General features: G+C 43.2%; 16 protein-coding genes. 10 read left to right on the forward strand and 6 right to left on the reverse strand.

Going from position 1 to position 19,518, the window contains the following annotated elements; genetic code table 11:
- Nucleotides 1–122: 122 nt before the first annotated feature.
- Nucleotides 123–1,154: a hypothetical protein gene (locus H6G86_RS22300; protein ID WP_163930380.1), complete on the forward strand. Its 1,032-nt coding sequence runs from the start codon at nt 123–125 to the stop codon at nt 1,152–1,154.
- A 105-nt stretch (nt 1,155–1,259) separates the two neighbouring features.
- Here the strand turns inward: H6G86_RS22300 and H6G86_RS22305 are convergent, their stop codons facing one another.
- The 5 genes from H6G86_RS22305 to H6G86_RS22325 form a co-directional block, all read right to left on the reverse strand.
- Entirely contained in the window at nt 1,260–3,614 is a 2,355-nt protein-coding gene (locus H6G86_RS22305) for a two-partner secretion domain-containing protein (RefSeq protein WP_190936140.1), read from the reverse strand.
- Between the two features lie 348 nt (nt 3,615–3,962).
- Nucleotides 3,963–4,235, reverse strand: coding sequence for a hypothetical protein (locus H6G86_RS22310; protein ID WP_190936141.1), 273 nt, complete (start codon nt 4,233–4,235; stop codon nt 3,963–3,965).
- A 509-nt stretch (nt 4,236–4,744) separates the two neighbouring features.
- Nucleotides 4,745–7,192 carry a filamentous hemagglutinin N-terminal domain-containing protein gene (locus tag H6G86_RS22315; protein WP_190936142.1) on the reverse strand — a complete coding sequence of 816 codons (2,448 nt, stop codon included), beginning with the start codon at nt 7,190–7,192 and terminating at the stop codon, nt 4,745–4,747.
- A gap of 164 nt (nt 7,193–7,356) precedes the next feature.
- A complete protein-coding gene (locus H6G86_RS22320; RefSeq protein ID WP_190936143.1) occupies nt 7,357–7,647 on the reverse strand; it encodes a hypothetical protein in 291 nt (96 codons plus the stop codon).
- A 137-nt stretch (nt 7,648–7,784) separates the two neighbouring features.
- Nucleotides 7,785–8,612 (reverse strand): carbohydrate ABC transporter permease, encoded by an 828-nt coding sequence (locus H6G86_RS22325; protein WP_190936144.1) that lies wholly within the window; start codon nt 8,610–8,612, stop codon nt 7,785–7,787.
- A gap of 180 nt (nt 8,613–8,792) precedes the next feature.
- Between H6G86_RS22325 and H6G86_RS22330 the strand changes: the two genes are divergently transcribed.
- The 5 genes from H6G86_RS22330 (at nt 8,793) to folE (ending at nt 13,622) form a co-directional block, all read left to right on the forward strand.
- Nucleotides 8,793–9,491 (forward strand): aldehyde oxygenase (deformylating), encoded by a 699-nt coding sequence (locus H6G86_RS22330; protein ID WP_163930369.1) that lies wholly within the window; start codon nt 8,793–8,795, stop codon nt 9,489–9,491.
- A gap of 123 nt (nt 9,492–9,614) precedes the next feature.
- Complete coding sequence (locus tag H6G86_RS22335) at nt 9,615–10,634, forward strand: long-chain acyl-[acyl-carrier-protein] reductase (protein ID WP_114080902.1); 1,020 nt, start codon at nt 9,615–9,617, stop codon at nt 10,632–10,634.
- A gap of 120 nt (nt 10,635–10,754) precedes the next feature.
- Nucleotides 10,755–11,735 (forward strand): acetyl-CoA carboxylase carboxyltransferase subunit alpha, encoded by a 981-nt coding sequence (locus tag H6G86_RS22340; RefSeq protein WP_190936145.1) that lies wholly within the window; start codon nt 10,755–10,757, stop codon nt 11,733–11,735.
- 354 nt (nt 11,736–12,089) lie between these two features.
- Nucleotides 12,090–12,815: an SDR family oxidoreductase gene (locus H6G86_RS22345; RefSeq protein WP_190936146.1), complete on the forward strand. Its 726-nt coding sequence runs from the start codon at nt 12,090–12,092 to the stop codon at nt 12,813–12,815.
- A gap of 99 nt (nt 12,816–12,914) precedes the next feature.
- Nucleotides 12,915–13,622, forward strand: a complete 708-nt coding sequence (gene folE, locus H6G86_RS22350; protein ID WP_163930364.1) for a GTP cyclohydrolase I FolE — start codon at nt 12,915–12,917, stop codon at nt 13,620–13,622.
- A gap of 125 nt (nt 13,623–13,747) precedes the next feature.
- Here folE and H6G86_RS22355 read toward each other — a convergent pair whose 3' ends face one another.
- Nucleotides 13,748–14,374: a phosphoribosylanthranilate isomerase gene (locus H6G86_RS22355; RefSeq protein ID WP_190936147.1), complete on the reverse strand. Its 627-nt coding sequence runs from the start codon at nt 14,372–14,374 to the stop codon at nt 13,748–13,750.
- 123 nt (nt 14,375–14,497) lie between these two features.
- Here H6G86_RS22355 and psaK point away from each other — a divergent pair, with 123 nt between their 5' ends.
- The 4 genes from psaK (at nt 14,498) to H6G86_RS22375 (ending at nt 18,966) form a co-directional block, all read left to right on the forward strand.
- On the forward strand, nt 14,498–14,752 hold the full coding sequence (gene psaK / locus H6G86_RS22360; protein ID WP_179071331.1) for a photosystem I reaction center subunit PsaK: 255 nt from the start codon (nt 14,498–14,500) through the stop codon (nt 14,750–14,752).
- A 301-nt stretch (nt 14,753–15,053) separates the two neighbouring features.
- A complete protein-coding gene (locus H6G86_RS22365; protein WP_190936148.1) occupies nt 15,054–16,250 on the forward strand; it encodes a site-2 protease family protein in 1,197 nt (398 codons plus the stop codon).
- A gap of 248 nt (nt 16,251–16,498) precedes the next feature.
- Complete coding sequence (gene der, locus H6G86_RS22370; RefSeq protein WP_190936149.1) at nt 16,499–17,869, forward strand: ribosome biogenesis GTPase Der; 1,371 nt, start codon at nt 16,499–16,501, stop codon at nt 17,867–17,869.
- Nucleotides 17,870–18,045: 176 nt separating this feature from the next.
- Nucleotides 18,046–18,966, forward strand: coding sequence for an energy-coupling factor transporter transmembrane component T family protein (locus tag H6G86_RS22375; RefSeq protein WP_190936150.1), 921 nt, complete (start codon nt 18,046–18,048; stop codon nt 18,964–18,966).
- Nucleotides 18,967–19,518: the final 552 nt, after the last annotated feature.

Raw genomic sequence — 19,518 nt, forward strand, 5'->3', positions numbered from 1 at the left:
CTGGGGTGGTTTACCCCTTCCTACTATATTTGTTGTAATTCAAAATACCGTACTCCCCCTTAAGTGAGAGTCCGCAGATTATGGCATAATAAGCCGATCGCATCCACTAGTTATCATCAATCGTGCAAGACACCGACTCCATCAACGACCTTGCTGCTGCTTTACTACAGCCAGCAGATATCAGCTTTGAACTGCCCGATCCAGAAGATGAACAGATTCTAGAGTCTGATTTTCAACAGCAGCTAGAAATAGCTTGGCAGGTGTGCGATCGCTTTGATTTGCAAACTGAAATCTGGCGGGGGCGAATTTTACGGGCGATCCGCGACAGAGAGAAAGTGGGTGGTGATGGGCGCGGTACTGGCTTTCTGCGATGGCTAAAAGAGCGGGAAATCAGCAAAAGTCAAGCATACTCCTGGATTCAACTGGCCAATAGTGCCGATACTCTCATTGAAGACGGTAAACTCGACCCCGGTTCTGTAAACAACTTCAGTAAACGGGCATTTGTTGAAACCTCCAAAGCATCGCCAGAAGTGCAACAGATGGTGAGTGAAGCCGCCCAAAAAGGCGATCGCATCACCAGGCGCGAAGTGCGTCAACTCAGCGATGAATGGACAGCCATGTCCTCAGATTTATTACCTGAATCAGTCAAGGAAAAAGCCGCAGATAACACCCTTCCGCCGCGCTACATCGCCCCATTGGTGAAGGAAATGGAAAAACTGCCAGAATCGCACCAAAAGTTTATCCAGAAAGAAATTGCTGCCAATCCTGATGTGGATACCCTGAAACAGGTAACAAGCGAAGCGCGTAACTTGGCCAAATATCTCAAAGGGGCGGCTCAAGTCCAAGCGCTGACGCAGGAAAATGTTGATATTGAAACAGCCTTAGAAGAAGCGCAAAGAGTCGGCTGTTTGAGCATAGCTGCTGATTTGGTCAATCAAGCATCGCAGATTGAACAAACGATCGCTAAACTCTACATGACGTGGAAACGAATCGGCAATTTGGCAGATAGATTATATGTAGATACTGGTGCAAGTACACCCAACTTGCGATCGCTCCTCACTTGCTTGGAACCTCTGGGTGGTGAAATTATGGAATTGCAACTTAGTGGTGCGACTGAACACACTGTTCGTTTGCAAATTCAGGAGACGAGTTAGGGAATAGGTAATAGGTGAACTTGTAGGCAGTAATTGCGATCGTAATTACTGCCAAGTTACAGAAATTGAACCTTAATCCAGAGATTGTTTAACTTGTCTCAAAGTCTAACGAGCAGCGCAAGATGTAGCGGTGAGTGACGAGTTATGAGGCGACGCAGTGGGTACTTGAGCAACCAAAACCACATTACCATCGGCATCCATTACCCATCCTTGGGCTTCTACAATTTGGGTAGGTTCATTGACAGAATTAACTTTCTGTGATTTTTCTTCTATATTTTGCTGCGCCTGAAGAACCGCTCTTTTCTGAATACCAGCAGCACGATTTTTACTCTCTGGCTCTAGTGTGATCCAATCTGCCAGCACCGCATCATCAGCTATCAATGGCTGCGTGGGATCGGCTACTAGTCCTCCACGCCCAGTAGCAATAAAGGAACTGCTTCCTATTTTTGCACCAGAATTACAACCAGCAGCAATTTGCTCAGAAGCATCAACCAGATTTACGGGCAATTCCACTAATCCTTTGCTGGGGTCAGCATCTGGTGAGTTGATTTGTACAGTGCCATTTAATGTAGGGTCTTGTCGAGAAAATGCGGTGATGTCACTTGTTTGGAGGTTATTCGGGTTGATTGAGCCTGTTGGATCAAGCTTTTCTACGTCTGCACGAGTGCGTGGCACAAATCCAAAGATTTTTTTAGCGGTGATTGTGATTTTACCACCTGAGCCAGAGTTGGCATTGGCAGTGATATCGTTATTTCCAAAAGGAGTGGCGATGATGAACCCATTAGGTGCTTTGATGGCAATATTGCCGCCATCTCCATCACCCTCTGCATTAGTGGATATTTGACTATTGCGGCGCATCAGTAATAAGTCCCGCACCTGTAACGAAATATTACCGCCGCGCCCTGACTCACTATTAGATGTGAGTTTTCCCTCATTATCTAGAAGTATGGAGCCAGCAGTTACATTTAGATCCCCTGCTGAACCTAATATATATGCATCTCCTGGGTAAATATAATCCTGGCCAAATTGACTACTTACAGTGACATTAGCCCCATTCTGGATGATCAATTTTCCTGTAGTAATTGTCACTTTTCCGGCATCTCCAGAAGTGTTAGTTGAAGCAAACAAGCCGCTAGTAACATTTAAATTGCTTGTTGATCTTCCAATTAGTTCAACAGACTCAGAGGCGTTCACAGTCAAATTGCCTCCTGCTCCTGTACCTGGTATCAATTGTGAATTCCGTAATGATGCAGTAGATTCCGTTGATATCCGTCCCCCACTCATAATACGCAACTTTCCAGTATTGATTATAAGGTCACCCGCCTTTCCACTACCGCCGGTTGAACTATACAATGCACCAGATTGAACAAAATCACTATTTGGTATGGGAAAGCTACCACTTACTTCCACAGACTCAGAGGCGTTCACAGTTAACTTTCCTCCTTGACCCCCGCCTCTAGTAGAAGTGAAAACTTGTGCGCCATCCCGCACAATTAATTTCCTAGTGTTAATCGTTAAGTCTCCGGCATTTCCGATACCAGTAGTCTGAGTTGTCAGTATTACAGGGTAACCTATTATTTCCACTGTGTTACCATGCACTTCGATATTACCTCCACTACCATCTGTGTTATTAGCTCTTACCTGAGATGGAATCTCAGAACCATTAACAGTTCGCGTGATTAGTTGAATATTTTGGAAATTCTGGACACCTTCATATCCCAAAACCCAACCTTGAATCGTTGGTTTGAGACTAACCAGACTATTGGCAGCGACACTTCCCAGCTCAATTCGTCCAGATGTTGCGGTTAAATTTCCGCCCTCCAGGGTTATATCACCACCTACAAGTGCCAAGGTTTTGCCTGACTGTACTTGTAAGCCACCAGGTCTAACAGTTGTGCTATTATTTGGTCTTGCTTGGGATTGATTGCGGATGGGAGCCGCAGTAGCTCCGAATTGTAAACCAGTGGGTACACTTACTGTTAGCAAGGGTGTGGTTCGGGGATCTATGGCACTAAACTTTGTACCATCGGCAAAGTTCAAACTACTTGCGGTACTCGCCACAAATGAACCATTAATTTGTAAAGAAGCATTGTTACCAAAAATAATCCCGTTGGGATTAATTAGAAATAGGTTAGCTGTGCCGTCTGCTTTCAGGATGCCATCAATATTAGAAATAGACTTACCTGTTACCCGGCTAATAATATTTTGAATATCTGTAGGATTTTGAAAGTGAGCAGTAATCCCTGTAGGTACAGAAAATTTCTCAAAACTGTGGAAAAGATTGTTTCCTGCTCTGGTTCCACCTTCAATAATTGTGATATTACCCTGTGGTGTAACCTGAGAATTAGTAGGTAGAGTACCATCCTGGATAATTTGGGCAATAGCGGAGTTTCCGCAGAAAGCTATTGCACCACATACTGCAAATCCTAGACTTTTAAACCAGACCCACAGATTACTCATACTTGATATTATACTGCTCTAAAAAAGCATTAATTGCTTAACAATAGTGACGCTAAATCTGTATTAAAGTGAGTACGATAATTAGATTACATCAGAATGGAATCCGTAATCTGCCTTTCGTTCCTTACCAAACCTTATAGTGTTTATCATTTGCAGACAGTATATGATAGGGGCATAACACTGTTGTGCCCCTTCTAAAAAACTGTATTTCACGCAATTAAAAATGACGTTATTAACTTTACTCTCAACTAAATTGAGATGAGCAATTAAGTTGACAATGTTATTATCTTTACTCTCAGAAAATTGAAATGATACCAATTAATTTGAGAATACTGTTAAGGCTAAACTTTAATGACATATCATACCGTCATCAGTCAAAACGCAACTTTCTAGATTTTTATTCTTAGGTGGAATTCCTTGGGGAAAATTCTGAAGCTCTTTCTCTGCACTACCATCATTAAATTCAGTTTTATTAAGGTCTATATTGCTATGCAAGTCATGATGATTATCTCCTGATGTACCATCATTTGCACTTACACCACCAGATTCAGAGTTATTCAAGCTCTGACTAGTTTCCTTTTGAATCTCATCTGTTAGCTGTTGTGTGTTTTGAGAATTCATAATTTTTGCTCTCCTTGCAGACTGGTAGATGTGTGAACTTATCTTGTGATGTACTAAATTAACGTGACTTCGATTAGTACAGTTTGGCGACGAAGAAATTAAGGATACAGAGTCTAGAGTGGCACGACAGGATTAGGCTTCTAACGCTCTTGCGAACTCCCATAATTATGACTTCAGCTTGGCTAGTTATAATTACGCATTGTGTAACAAAACTTCATATATTTCTGCTGGATTTCCTTAAAGCCTTCATGAATCTGGCTACCAACCTGACAAAGAAGCCATACCTTCTCTACAAGACCCTACGTGAACGGTGAGCTACACCAACGCACCGACAGATGAGTTGAGTAGAGAGAGCGATCGCTTGTATAAAGGTCATAGCGAAACAGCGATCGCACCCACAGCTTAATTTATTACAAAGGGCGATCGCTTACATGATGGTCATTGCGAAAAAGCGATGTCTACGACGGGCTACGCCAGCGCACCAACAAAATTTACGAGAATCTCAAATTTTAATTACCAGCGCAAGATGTAGCCATGAGTGAAGAATTATGAGGCGACGCAGTGGGTACTTGAGCAACCAAAACCACGTTCCCATTGGCATCCACTACCCATCCTTGAGCTTCCACAATTTGAGTAGGTTCATTGACAGAATTAACCTTCTGTGAGTTTTCTTCTGTCTTTCTCTGCTTGTGAACAACCACTCTCTTCTGGATACCCTCAGCACGATTCTGACTCTCTGGAGAGAGTGTGATCCAATCTGCTAGCACCGCATCATCAGCTATCAATGGCTCCGTGGGATTGGGCGCTATTCCTCCACGCCCAGTTGTAATAAATGAACTTCTGGCTATTTTTCCACCAGAATTACAACCAGCAACAATTTGTTGGGAAGCATCAACCAAATTTACAGGCAATTCCACTAATCCTTGACTAGGGTCAACATCTGGTGAGTTGATTCGTACCGTGCCATTTAATGAAGGGTTTTGCTGAGAAAACGCCGTGATGTCACTTGTTCGCACGTTATTCGGATTGATTTCTTCTGGATCAAGTTTTTCTACGTCTGCACGAGTGCGGGGCACAAATCCAAAAATGTTCTTAGCGGTGATTGTGATTTTACCACCAGAGTCAGAGAAGGCATTGGCAGTGATATCGTTATTTCCCAAGGGAGTAGCGACAATGAAACCATTAGGTGCATTGATGATGATATTACCGCCATCTCCACCCAGTCCTGTTGTACCTGCGTTAGTGGTAATTTGACTTTCGCGGCGCATCAATAATAAGTTCTGCACCTGTAGCGTAATATTCCCACCTTTACCTGACTCACTATTAGATATGAGTTTTCCTTTGTTGTCGAGAAGTATGGAGCGAGCGGTTATATTTAAATAGCCTGCTTTTCCAAGATTATTTGGATCTCCGATATAGATTACATTTTTTCGAGCTTGGCTGCTCACAGTTATTGCAGCCCCATCCTTAATAATCAATTGCCCTGTAGTTAGGGTCAAGTTTCCACCATCTCCAGGCCCTTGAGTCCCAGAAAACAAGCTACTGAGCTTAGAACCATTTGGTGAAGTTCCAATTAATTCTACCGACTCGGAAGCATTCACTATCAAGTTTCCTGCATTTCCCGTCGCTGGTGTAAGTTGGTTAGGGATAAACCTATATATGCCCTCAGAGCTTGTTGATATTCTTGCTCCTCCTTCGATACGCAATTTTCCAGTATTAATTGTGATGTTACCAGCGTTTTTATCGCTAGAAGTTGCACTAAATAATCCACTGGATATTAAATCACTACCATCTCGGAAGAGAGGAATGGAAGTGCCACTGATTAGTTCTACGGAATCCGAAGCATTTATGGTCAATTGTCCCTGCAATTGCGCTCCACTTTTGACCACCAACTTCTTAGTATTGACATTTATGTTTCCAGAGTTTCCGTTGGATACACTCTGAGTAAACAGTTGTGCATCTTGTTCAACTACTACAGACTCTGAGGCGTTCACTGTCAAATCCCCTCCTGATTGCCCTCCAAAGAGATCAATTAGAATTAGGAAACTGCCAGCTACCCGCATGAGCCTGCCTTGCACGTTGATATTACTCTTACCCTCTCCATGAGTATCTACAATAGATCGAATTTTATTTAACTTAATTAGTTCGATATTCTGGAAATTTTGAACACCTTCATATCCCAATGCCCAACCTTGGTTCGTTGGGCTTAAACTGACCAGACTATTACCAGCGACGCTTCCTAACTCAACTCTTCCGTCTTTTGCAGTTATATTTCCCCCCTCTAACGTTATATCACCGCCTATAAGTGCCAAAGTTTTGCCTTGCTGCACCTGTAGACCAACACCTTGCCTAAAGATATTAACTGCGCCATCTGGTTTGGCTTGGGATTGATTGCGGATGGGAGCCGCAGTTGCTCCAAATTGTAAGCCAATGGGAACACTTAATGTCAGTAGAGGTTTAGCTTGAGGAGATGTAGCACTAAACTTTGTACCATCAGCAAAGTTCAAGCTACTCGCCGTACTTGCCACAAATGAACCGCCAATATTTAAAGAAGCATTGGGCCCAAACATAATGCCGTTAGGGTTAATCAGAAACAGGTTCGCTGTGCCGTTAGCTTTCAGAATCCCATCTATCTTAGAAATAGAGTTACCTGTCACCCGACTGATAATGTTCTGAATATCTATTGCATTGTTAAAGTAGGCTGTCCTTTCCGCAGAGACAGAAAACTGTTCAAAGCTGTGGAATAAGTTTGTACCACGAACTGCCCCACCATCAATCTGGTCTATAGGCTGACCATCGATTAGCTTTGGTGTAATGATTGAACTTTCAGATCCAAGTGTGCCATCTTTTTGTATTTGAGCTAAGGCAAAACTCTCAAAGAAAGTGAGGACTCCAGCAATTGCTAATGTACTCACTATCCCTAACTCCCAGTACCAACTACTTCGGTATCGAGACATGACAAACTTGCACCCAAAAAATTAAGAGTATATTGAAATACTTCTCCTTGCTAATTAGGTATGGTGATACTTAGTATTATCTCTGTAGCCTAATTAGTAAATACAAAGTTCAGCATTTTTATACTTACTAGAATAAACTCTTTACAGTACAAAAACTAAATTATTTAGCAGTTACAGCCGAAAGGGTCGCCAGTTGACGGACAAGGGATACACCATGAATTTTGCATTAGCACAATTTCCTGTTCTGCCAATGATTCATTAGGTTGCTGTTCATCAACTGCATCACCAGATTTGATTTTATTTGGGTCAAGATTACACTGCCATTGAACGATTAAAGCTCTATCATCTAATACACCGTACTTCTCAAGCACACTGTATAAGTCAGCGTTATTAACACTTTCAAGCAGTTTTTGCTCAATCTCAGCTTGTAACTGTTGTAATGTTTCAGAATTCATGACTGTTTCCATTTCCTACAGAATCTGTATAATTCTGTTTCGGCTTGGATCAGGACAATTACGCGTAGCATCATAAAAATTAATATTTTACTTATCTCGCGCTTCACAAAAATCTAAAATTCAGACAGCTTCCTTTGCTAATTCTTAATTCCCGTTGCAGCAATACCTTGAATAAACTGACGCTGACCGATGAAAAATAATACCATCACTGGAACTGTCGCTATTGTCACCGCCGCCATCATCAAAGGCCAATTATTCGTAAATTGTTCTTGAAATTCAGCCAACGCCAGTTGCACTGTTCTTAATTCGGGACGGGTTGTAAATACCAGAGGTTTAAACAAATCATTCCATTCGCCAATGAAAGTGAACAAAAACAGCGTCACCAATGCCGGACGGGCTAAAGGTAACATTACCCGCCACAATATTTGTAGTCTGGTTGCCCCATCTATGGCTGCGGCTTCCTCTAATTCCACAGGAATTGTCTGGAAATACTGACGTAATAAGAAAATCCCAAACCCATTGACAGCAGTTGGTAAAATGAGCGCCCAGTATGTATTTATCAGGTGTCCCCACTTCAAAACCAAAAAGATGGGAATCACCAATAACTGAAAAGGAATTACCAAAGTTGCTAAGACAACCAATAGCAGTGCTTGCCGTCCCCGAAACTTCAGCCGTGCTAAGGCGTAACCAGCTAAAGCAGAAGTGACAATCTGAAACGCCGTCACAGCGATCGCTACCAAGGTAGAATTAGCAAACGCCAGCAAAAATTTTCCCTGTTGCCATGCAACGCGGTAATTAGCTAAAGACCAGTTATTTTTAGACAAATTTTCTGGGCTGGCGGCTGTCGGTGCAAAGGAGGTGAGAAAAACCACAAATAGCGGTAGTAGAACGATAAATGCCCCTAGCAGTAAGACTACTAGGCTCAAAAAATCACCAGATTTCAGATTCGGGTTTGGTTTAGACATAACTTAAGCCGCAAAGCATTTATTTCGCTAGTACTAGAGCATTGCCCCCAGCAACCATTAATCTATAAACATAGTCTACTTGTTAAGTTAAATTAAACCACAGTGATTGTTACCCTCAGTTCATAGGGTAAATCGAATCCTGGTGTCAAATAATTCAGTTTTACGGGAGTAAACATAACCATGCAGCAGCTTACAGACCAATTTAAAGAATTAGATTTCAAAAGCGAAACATACAAAGATGCTTATAGCCGGATTAATGCGATCGTGATTGAAGGGGAACAAGAAGCCCATGAAAATTACATCACACTAGCCCAACTGCTGCCAGAATCTCATGATGAATTGATTCGCCTATCCAAAATGGAAAGCCGCCACAAGAAAGGATTTGAAGCTTGTGGGCGCAATTTGGCTGTTACCCCAGATTTGCAATTTGCCAAAGAGTTTTTCTCCGGACTACACCAAAATTTCCAAACAGCTGCCGCAGAAGGAAAAGTGGTTACTTGTCTGTTGATTCAGTCTTTAATTATTGAATGTTTTGCGATCGCAGCATATAACATTTACATCCCCGTTGCCGACGATTTCGCCCGTAAAATTACTGAAGGAGTAGTTAAAGAAGAATACAGTCACCTCAATTTTGGAGAAGTTTGGTTGAAAGAACACTTTGCAGAATCCAAAGCTGAACTTGAACTTGCAAATCGCCAGAACCTACCCATAGTCTGGAAAATGCTCAACCAAGTAGAAGGTGATGCCCACACAATGGCAATGGAAAAAGATGCTTTGGTAGAAGACTTCATGATTCAGTATGGTGAAGCATTGAGTAACATTGGTTTTACGACTCGCGATATTATGCGCTTGTCAGCCTACGGACTCATAGGTGCTTAAAAAAGTGCTGAATAACGAGTGCTGAGTGCTGAGTAGTTATTCAGAACTCAGAACTCCTAACCCACAACTCCTAACTCTCCTAAATTCCCCCCCTCAAGACAGCATAAGCCTAATAATCACTACATGTTTGGTCTAATTGGACATCTGACTAGTTTAGAACACGCTCAAGCGGTAGCCCAAGAATTGGGATACCCAGAATATGCCGATCAAGGGCTAGACTTTTGGTGCAGCGCCCCGCCGCAAATTGTCGATACTATTATTGTCACCAGTGTTACTGGGCAACAAATTGAAGGACGGTATGTAGAATCTTGCTTTTTGCCAGAAATGCTAGCTAGTCGCCGCATCAAAGCCGCTACACGGAAAATCCTCAACGCTATGGCCCATGCACAGAAGCACGGCATTAACATCACAGCTTTAGGCGGATTTTCCTCGATTATTTTTGAAAACTTTAAGTTAGAGCAATTTAGCCAAGTCCGCAATATCAAACTAGAGTTTGAACGCTTCACCACAGGAAACACGCATACTGCTTACATTATTTGTAAGCAGGTGGAAGAAGCATCCAAACAACTGGGAATTAATCTATCCAACGCGACTGTTGCGGTATGTGGAGCAACTGGGGATATTGGTAGTGCCGTTACACGCTGGCTAGATGCGAGAACAGATGTCCAAGAACTCCTGCTAATCGCCCGCGATCAAGAACGTCTCAAAGAGTTGCAAGGCGAACTGGGGCGGGGGAAAATCATGGGTTTGACAGAAGCACTACCCCAAGCCGATGTTGTAGTTTGGGTTGCTAGTATGCCCAGAGGCGTGGAAATTGACCCTACCACTTTGAAACAACCCTGTTTGTTGATTGATGGTGGCTATCCTAAAAACTTAGCGACAAAAATTCAATATCCTGGCGTACACGTGTTAAATGGTGGGATTGTAGAGCATTCCCTGGATATTGACTGGAAAATTATGAAAATAGTCAATATGGACGTGCCAGCCCGTCAGTTGTTTGCCTGTTTTGCCGAATCAATGCTGCTGGAATTTGAGAAGTTATACACGAACTTTTCGTGGGGACGGAATCAGATTACCGTAGATAAAATGGAGCAGATTGGCCGGGTGTCAGTAAAACATGGATTTAGACCGTTGTTGGTTTAGTCATTGGTCATTAGTCATTTGTCCTTAGTCATTGGTCATTTGTTATTTGCAAAGGACAAAGGATAAAGGACAAAGGACAAAAGATAGATAACTTATAACTCGTAATTGATAAACCCTACGATGGCAACTACCGAGCGTAAACCGCTACTGTTAGATTTTGAAAAGCCCCTAGCAGAACTTGCAACCCGAATCGATCAAATTCGGCAACTTGCAGAAGAAAATGGCGTTGATGTTTCTGGTCAAATTCGTCAACTAGAAGCACGCGCCATGCAACTACGTGAGGAAATTTTTACTAGTCTATCGCCTTCCCAGCGATTACAAGTCGCTCGTCATCCGCGTCGTCCCAGTACTCTCGATTACATTCAGGCTATTAGCGATGAATGGATGGAATTGCATGGCGATCGCTGTGGTGGTGACGATCCGGCTTTAGTTGGTGGAGTCGGTCGTCTGAGTGGGCAACCTGTGGTGATGTTAGGTCATCAAAAAGGTCGTGATACCAAAGACAATATTGCCCGTAACTTTGGAATGCCTTATCCTGGCGGCTACCGCAAAGCTATGCGGTTGATGGAACACGCTAATAAGTTTGGTATGCCCATACTAACTTTTATCGACACACCAGGGGCTTGGTCTGGAGTGGAAGCAGAACACCAAGGTCAAGGAGAAGCGATCGCTTACAACTTGCGGGAAATGTTTTGCTTAGATGTGCCAATTATCTGCACAGTTATTGGTGAAGGTGGTTCTGGTGGCGCACTTGGTATTGGTGTAGGCGATCGCCTGCTCATGTTTGAACACTCCGTTTATACCGTCGCCACCCCCGAAGCCTGCGCCGCCATTTTGTGGAAAGATGCTGGTAAAGCTCCTCAAGCCGCCGTTGCGCTGAAAATTATTTCCCACGACCTGAAAAGATTGGGAATTATCGACCAAATACTGCCTGAACCAACTGGTGGCGCTCATTCCGATCCTTTAAAAGCTGCTACCACGCTCAAGCAAGTGCTGCTAGAAAATTTGGACGAACTTAACCATTTAACCGCTCCAGAACGCCGCCAACTACGTTATGAAAAATTCCGTAAAATTGGTGTTTTTACAGAAGTTGCCCACTAAAACCACTGCCTAATGATGGATTAGTAAAGCAGCAATGCTATAATTGCCTATGTGCTTAAAGATTTTTAACAATCTGGCCATAGGCATTTGTATGTTTGGCAAATCTACTCAATCAAATTGAGTAGCTTTTGTGTTATTGAGTAATCTAATTTGAGTGTACGGCGTGGTTTTCCAGGCGACGATTTGCTGTCTTGACTGATAAAACCCACAATATGCCCACTATTGCACTGCATCATAGCAGTTGCTTAATAGAAATCATCAGATTTTTAGATTCCTTTAATCTATCTAAACCGATCAATGTGAATAATTGGGTGGTACTAGGCTTTGGGAACTGCCAAAAAATTGGGAGACATCATGAATGTTGAGCAAAAACGACGCGCCCTGATTACTGGGGCCAGTAGTGGAATTGGGAAAGCAACGGCTTTAGCCTTTGCCAAAGCCGGAATAGATGTCGCCTTAGTCAGCCGTTCTTTGAATAAGTTAGAGGCGGTGGCAGAAGCTGTACAGCATACTGGGGTGGAAGCGAAAGCTTACGCTGTAGATTTAGCGCGGATCTTTGAAGTAAAAGAAAAAATCCAAGCGATCGCCCTTGACTTTGGTGATATAGACATTCTGGTAAACAGTGCGGGCCTTGCCTATACAGCCACTTTGAGCGAAACTCCCCTAGAAGGATGGCAGCAGGTAATTGACTTGAATCTTACCAGCGTGTTTCAGTGCATTTTAGGGATTTTACCTTCAATGCGCGATCGGGGCACAGGCACAATTATCAACGTCGCTTCAATTGCCGCCAAGCAACCGTTTCCCGGTTGGGGAGCATACAGCGTCAGCAAAGCTGGTTTGATTGCCCTCTCTCAAACCTTCGCACAAGAAGAACGCACCCACGGCATTCGTGTCACAGCGATCTCTCCTGGCGCAGTCAATACCGAACTTTGGGACACAGAAACAGTCCATGTCAACTTAGACCGTTCTAAGATGTTAACCCCGGAAATAGTGGCTCAGTCAATTCTCCACACAGTTCTGTTACCACAACAGGCAGTTATTGACGAATTGACCCTGATGCCCAGTGCTGGCGCACTTTAATTTATCCTTTGTCATCAGTCCTTTGCAAATGACCAATGTACTAATGACTAATGACTAATGACTAATGACCAACTTTCAAACCATAACCAAGACTGAATCATGACTATCGCTAGTTCCAACGGTTCCAATTACTCTCAATCGCCTCTGATTCCCGACTTGGCAGAAGCCATAACTCCTAGACCCGATCGCAATACGAATAACGGGCGACAAGCTGATGTGTTCCCGCCAAAGGAGGAACAGATAGAGGAAATGAAGGATGCAGTGCGGAAAATAATATTGGGCGTTGGCGAAGATCCTGAACGCGAAGGACTCCTCAAAACACCAAAGCGAGTGGCCGAAGCAATGCGGTTTCTTACCAGTGGCTACAACCAATCCCTTGAAGAACTCGTTAACGATGCCATCTTTGATGAAGGGCATAACGAGATGGTACTAGTCCGAGATATTAATTTTTTTAGTCTGTGCGAACACCACATGCTGCCATTTATGGGTAGAGCGCACGTTGCTTATATCCCCAACCAAAAAGTTGTAGGACTAAGCAAACTGGCCCGCATTGTTGAAATGTATTCCCGTCGCTTGCAAGTCCAGGAGAGGTTAACCCGCCAAATTGCCGAAGCAATTCAGACCATTCTAGAACCTCGAGGCGTAGCCGTTGTGATGGAAGCTAGCCACATGTGTATGGTAATGCGGGGCGTACAGAAACCAGGTTCTTGGACTGTCACTAGCGCAATGGTTGGCGTGTTCCAAGAAGAGCATAAAACCCGCGAAGAATTTTTTAACTTGATTCGCCATCAACCAGCATTCTTTTAGGGAATGGGGAATGGGGAATGGGGAATTGGGAATTGGAGACAAGGGGAAAGACTTGTTTCAAGTTCTCACCTCTTGTCCCCTTGTCCCCTTGTCCCCTTGTCCCCTGCTCCTTACTCCCTACTCCCTCATCTCCCCAATTTCTCAAACAACTTGCTTACTTTATCTAAATCCTTATCTCCAGGTGCGCGTTCCACACCACTAGATAAATCAACGCCACTAGGACTAACCTGACTTAAAGCTTCCACAATATTATCTGCTGTTAATCCCCCAGCTAAAAACCAAGGGCAATTGGGGTTAAATTGCTCTAATATTTTCCAATCTAAGGTTTTGCCTGTACCACCAAGTTGTTCGGGATGATAGGCATCCAGTAGTAAAGTATCTACATATTTTGTGTAATCATCTGCCGTGCCCAGATGCTCAAGACTGCGAATTCTAAGTGCTTTAATAATTTCGACATTTGGTAAAGCTTGACGTAATTGGTAGCAAAAATCTGGTAACTCATCCCCGTGTAACTGAACTCCCGTCAACCCAGAATCAACAACTATCTGGCTGATTTCAAGAATACTAGCGTTGGCAAAAACTCCAATTGTGTCAATATTTGCCGGGAGTTCTGCCACGGCGGCCCGAATTTGGGATGTAGTCACGTAGCGAGGTGAGTTTGGTACACAAATAAATCCTAGTGCTGTTGCGCCTAAAGAAGCGATCGCTATAGATTGCTGTGGTTGAGTAATGCCGCAAATTTTAACGCGCATGAAAATATAACAAAATATTTAGAATAATCATTTGAAAAGTCTAAACTATCTCAAAAACTTTTGGGCCTTGTAATTTTATAATCTTGAGGTCTACGATTAACTTTCTGTTTAGGAGACAAAAGCTTGATTTCCTCTATTTTACTAGCAGCAGCTGCAACTGTTCCCGCCACACCTGCGTGGAATCCTACAGTAGGCATCATCATCAGCATCAGCAGCTTAGTAATGGTTTTACTAAGTACTAGGATCGAAAAACCCTTAGTTGGCCCCAAGTTCCCCATCCTGCCGATTAGTATTCCAACATTTGTTGGTGCGATGGCTTTTGGTCATATTGTTGGCATTGGTATCGTTTTAGGACTGACTAACATCGGTCGTCTATAACTTTGTATTTATCGCGGCGTTACCTATAACGCCGCGATAAACACAAAATTAGTTAATTTGGTTTTTTCCATTTCCCACGCTCAAGAAGGGCAGTAAAATAGTAAAAGAGGAAATAAACAATTTCCACTTCCCAATTCCCAATTTCAGAGTTTTGCTCACAGGCATTAATTGTCTATTCTAGAAATAAGAGCATTTCGGAACTCGGCACTACCGAATTGATGCTCAGAAATACACGTATAAGTATATACGCAAATATTGCAGTATAGGAACTACTGGCGATATCTAGTTTTAGGACAATGTAATGCAAACAAATTGGAAAATTGGGTCTTTATTTGGAATTCCCCTGTTTTTAGACCCATTATGGTTTGTGATTTTAGGGTTGGCAACCCTTAACTTTGGGGTAGCTTACCAGGAATGGGGGACTGCTATAGCTTGGAGTGCTGGAATAGTTATGGCACTACTGCTATTTGGTTCGGTGTTGCTACATGAGTTGGGTCACAGCTTGGTAGCCCGATCGCAAGGTATTAAAGTTAATTCAATTACTCTGTTTCTGTTTGGCGGGATTGCTGCTATTGAAGAAGAATCTAAAACTCCTTTCAAAGCCTTTCAAGTAGCGATCGCTGGGCCATTGGTGAGTATCATCCTATTTTTCCTGCTCAGTCTGGGAGTTATTGTCATCCCTGATACTAGTCCACTCAGTGTCATGGTTGGAGATTTGGCGAGAATTAACTTGGTGGTAGCACTATTTAACATGATTCCTGGTTTACCTCTAGATGGAGGGCAGGTGTTAAAAGCAGCACTATGGCAAATAACAGGTAATCGTTTTCAAGCCGTACACTGGGCTGCAAGGGCTGGGCAAATTTTGGGTTATGGTGCGATCGCTTTAGGATTTGTTGTAGATTTCTTGACAAGGGAATTAGCACTTGGTTTGTGGATTGCACTGTTAGGTTGGTTTGCTGTCCGCAACGCTAACACCTATGACAACATGACTACGTTGCAGGAAAGCCTACTTAAAGTGGTGGCGGCTGATGCCATGACTCGTGACTTTCGGGTTATCGATGCTGACCAGACACTGCGCTCCTTTGCCGATTTATACTTGTTGGAAACCGCTCCTTCACAGGTTTATTTTGCTGCTTCTGATGGACGTTACCGGGGTTTGGTTTCCATTGACGATTTTCGTTTAACCCAAAGGAGTGAATGGGAAACCCAAACCTTACACAGCATTGTGCATCCCCTAACAGAAATACCCACTGTTACTGAAGCAACAACCATAGCTGAGGTAATTAACAAGCTGGAAAATGAGCAGTTACCTCGAATTACCGTACTTTCTCCTGCTGGTGCTGTAGCCGGTGTAATTGACCGGGGAGATATTGTGCGAACATTGGCCCAAAAGTTAAATTTACGGCTCACAGACGCAGAAATCAAGCGGATAAAAGAAGAAGGTAGCTATCCGCCTGGATTGCAACTGGGAGTAATAGCGAAGTCAATTGCAAATTAAACGTCATATCCTCGTCATAGTTTTGCAATAGATTTGTCAAAAGCTTGTGTGATATTGAATTTGGTATTTGGTTACAAAATGCTTTTTTTGGGTAAGAGGTAGGATTTCCTACCTTTTTTATTTTTTCAACTAACTTGAATTCGACAAACCTCTCCCATCACTTCAGATTATGGGAAAATTAAATTAAAACTTAAAGTGAGTAAAATGTAAGTACATGATATACTACGTCTCTCACTTACCCTGGTTTTATGGCACTGCCAATTGTTGCAATTATCGGACGCCCAAATGTGGGCAAATCCACCCTGGTTAATCGACTCGCCGGGGAACAAACGGCGATTGTCCATGATGAACCGGGAGTGACACGCGATCGCACTTACATGCCAGCTTTCTGGAATGGTCGCGAATTTTTAGTCGTAGACACTGGTGGATTAGTCTTTAATGATGATACCGAATTTCTACCACTGATTCGCCAGCAGGCAATGACAGCCCTGGCAGAAGCCTGTGCCGCAGTTTTTGTCGTAGATGGCCAAACAGGCCCCACATCGGCAGACCAAGAAATCGCCGAATGGATGCGTCAACAACGCGTACCTGTGCTACTAACTGTAAATAAATGTGAATCTCCTGACCAAGGCTTAATGCAAGCTGCCGAGTTTTGGGAATTGGGTTTGGGTGAACCATACCCCATCTCCGCGATTCATGGTAGTGGCACAGGAGAGTTACTCGACGAGTTAGTTAATCACATACCTGCTGTTGAAGACATCCCAGAAACTAATGAAATCAAAGTAGCAATTGTGGGTCGCCCAAATGTGGGCAAATCAAGCTTACTCAATTCTTTTGTCGGCGAAGAAAGGGCAATTGTCAGCCCAATTTCCGGCACAACCCGCGATGCTATTGATACCGTCATTGAACGAGACGGACAAACCTACCGCTTAATTGACACCGCCGGCATTCGCAAAAAGAAACACATAGAATACGGTACAGAATTCTTTAGTATTAACCGTGCTTTCAAAGCGATTCGTCGCGCTGACGTGGTTTTATTAGTACTAGATGCTGTAGATGGAGTCACAGAGCAAGACCAAAAATTAGCTGGGCGGATTATCGAAGAAGGTCGAGCTTGCATCATCGTCGTTAATAAGTGGGATGCTGTCGAAAAAGACTCTTACACAATCTACGACTACGAAAAAACTCTACAATCACGGTTACATTTTACCGAATGGGCAGAAACAATTTTTGTGAGTGCTTTGTCAGGGCAACGGGTAGAAAAAATTCTAGAGTTGGTAAAAACGGCGGCTGAATCACACAAACGGCGTGTCAGCACATCAGTTATTAACGAAGTCTTGACAGATGCCGTTAGCTGGCATTCACCGCCAGCATCCCGTGGTGGTCGTCAGGGCAAGATTTATTATGGTACACAAGTAAGTAGCCAGCCACCAACGATCGCACTATTTGTCAATGATTCCAAACGCTTCAATGACAACTATCGGCGGTACATTGAACGTCAATTCCGTCAACAGCTAGGATTTAAAGGCACGCCAATTATTTTACTGTGGCGCAGTAAAAAAGTCCGTGATGCCGAAATTGGTAATGTTAATAGAGCAACTCGCGTCAAATTAAGTTAGGAGACGCGATGAATCGCGTCTGTACAAGAGTTATGAGTTAAAGTCAAAATTGCTTGCTAACTATAGAACCCTATCGACTAGAGTTTGATAGCGGCAGAAGGTAGAAAGTTATGAGTTTAAGTCAAAACTCATAACTCCTTACTCCTAACTCCTTACTTTTAACTCTTAACTCTAAAATGGATTTATTGCGATCGCTGCCACTTGGACTTTATTTAGAACAACCCCAAACTTGGCTGCATAAAATCGATCCGCGAGTCAAGTTCGCCTGGTTGATGAGCTTTTTAACAAGCTATGTTTTGGCTAACAACTTTTGGCGGGTGCTGCTGGTAGTACTGTTGATTATTGCCACCTTGATTGCTAGGATTCCCCGGCGAGTATGGCAGCAACAAATGGGCTGGCTATTAATGCTATCGTTTTTTGTCTTAGCGATCGGAGCCATCAGTCCTGATGGAATGGGTGTAGATTATCAGCCACGCCTGCCAGCTAATGAACAAATATTAACCCAGCAAGCATTCTCCAAGAATATTGTTCCAGAGCAAGCAAGTAATAACAAAAAATACAACTATGTGCTATTGCAGAAAGGCCCAATCAAAGTAACTCGCCGCTCCTTGGATTTGGCAGTACGGCTGAGTACAATTATATTTACCGTAATTTACAGCACCAACCTCTATCTGCTAACAACCGCACCAGAAGAAATCACATCTGGCATAGAAAGCTTAATGCAACCCCTACGACGCTTCAAGTTGCCTGTCACAGAAATTGCTTTAACTTTAACCTTGTCCTTGCGCTTTATTCCTCTAGTTTTAGAAGAAGTGCAAAACTTATTTCGCTCTGTGATGACAAGGGCAATTAACTGGAAAAAGCTGGGATTGAAAGGAGGCTTCAAAGTTTGGATGACAGTCGCAGAGAGATTGTTAGAAAATCTGCTTTTACGAGCCGATCAAATGGCGAATGCAATGATGGTGCGGGGTTTTACCAGTCCCAACGAGCATCGAGTGCAGTGGCACGACTTACGATTCAAAGGGCGTGACTGGCTTGCTATTGCAACTTTAATTGTATTCTGGGGAATACGGCTAGCTATAGGAACTCAGGTCTAATTTTGTACCGAGAAAATGGTAAAAGGTAGTATTTTCTTTTCGCGCTTTCCCATCTCCCCTTCACATGCGCTTGATTCGGTTGTCTAGACTACAATGTGGTATGGGAAATTGAACAGTTATCCCACCAAAAAATTGATCCCATACCATTTTACGTAGCTTTTTAGTTTGAATCAGATTGTTTTCCTGTTTTAGATTGCGTGCAACAAGTTTTTGGCTAGCCGCCCAGTGTGCAAGTGGCTGCGAGAAGTGTCGCAAAAGAATGGTATGAATCTCTGCACAAAGCCCAGGCACAATTGACAATGCTGAATTGGGAATAGTTTTTTTCTAGTCCCCATTCCCCATTCCCCATTCCCCAATTCCCAATCCCCACTTAAGTTAGCTATTTTGTGCCATTTAGCAATAGTTGTGGCAGTATGGAAAGAAGTTGAAAAGTTCGCTGTTGCCGTTGGGAGCTTCAAAGGGTGTTTTCCCTTGCTACGTCGAACTTTTAACCAGAGGATCAGGACTATCTTGTACCTTGTTCCGACAGATTGGTAAATTGAAGTCACCAAA

Source organism: Nostoc sp. FACHB-133 (genome assembly GCF_014698055.1).
GTDB lineage: Bacteria > Cyanobacteriota > Cyanobacteriia > Cyanobacteriales > Nostocaceae > Nostoc.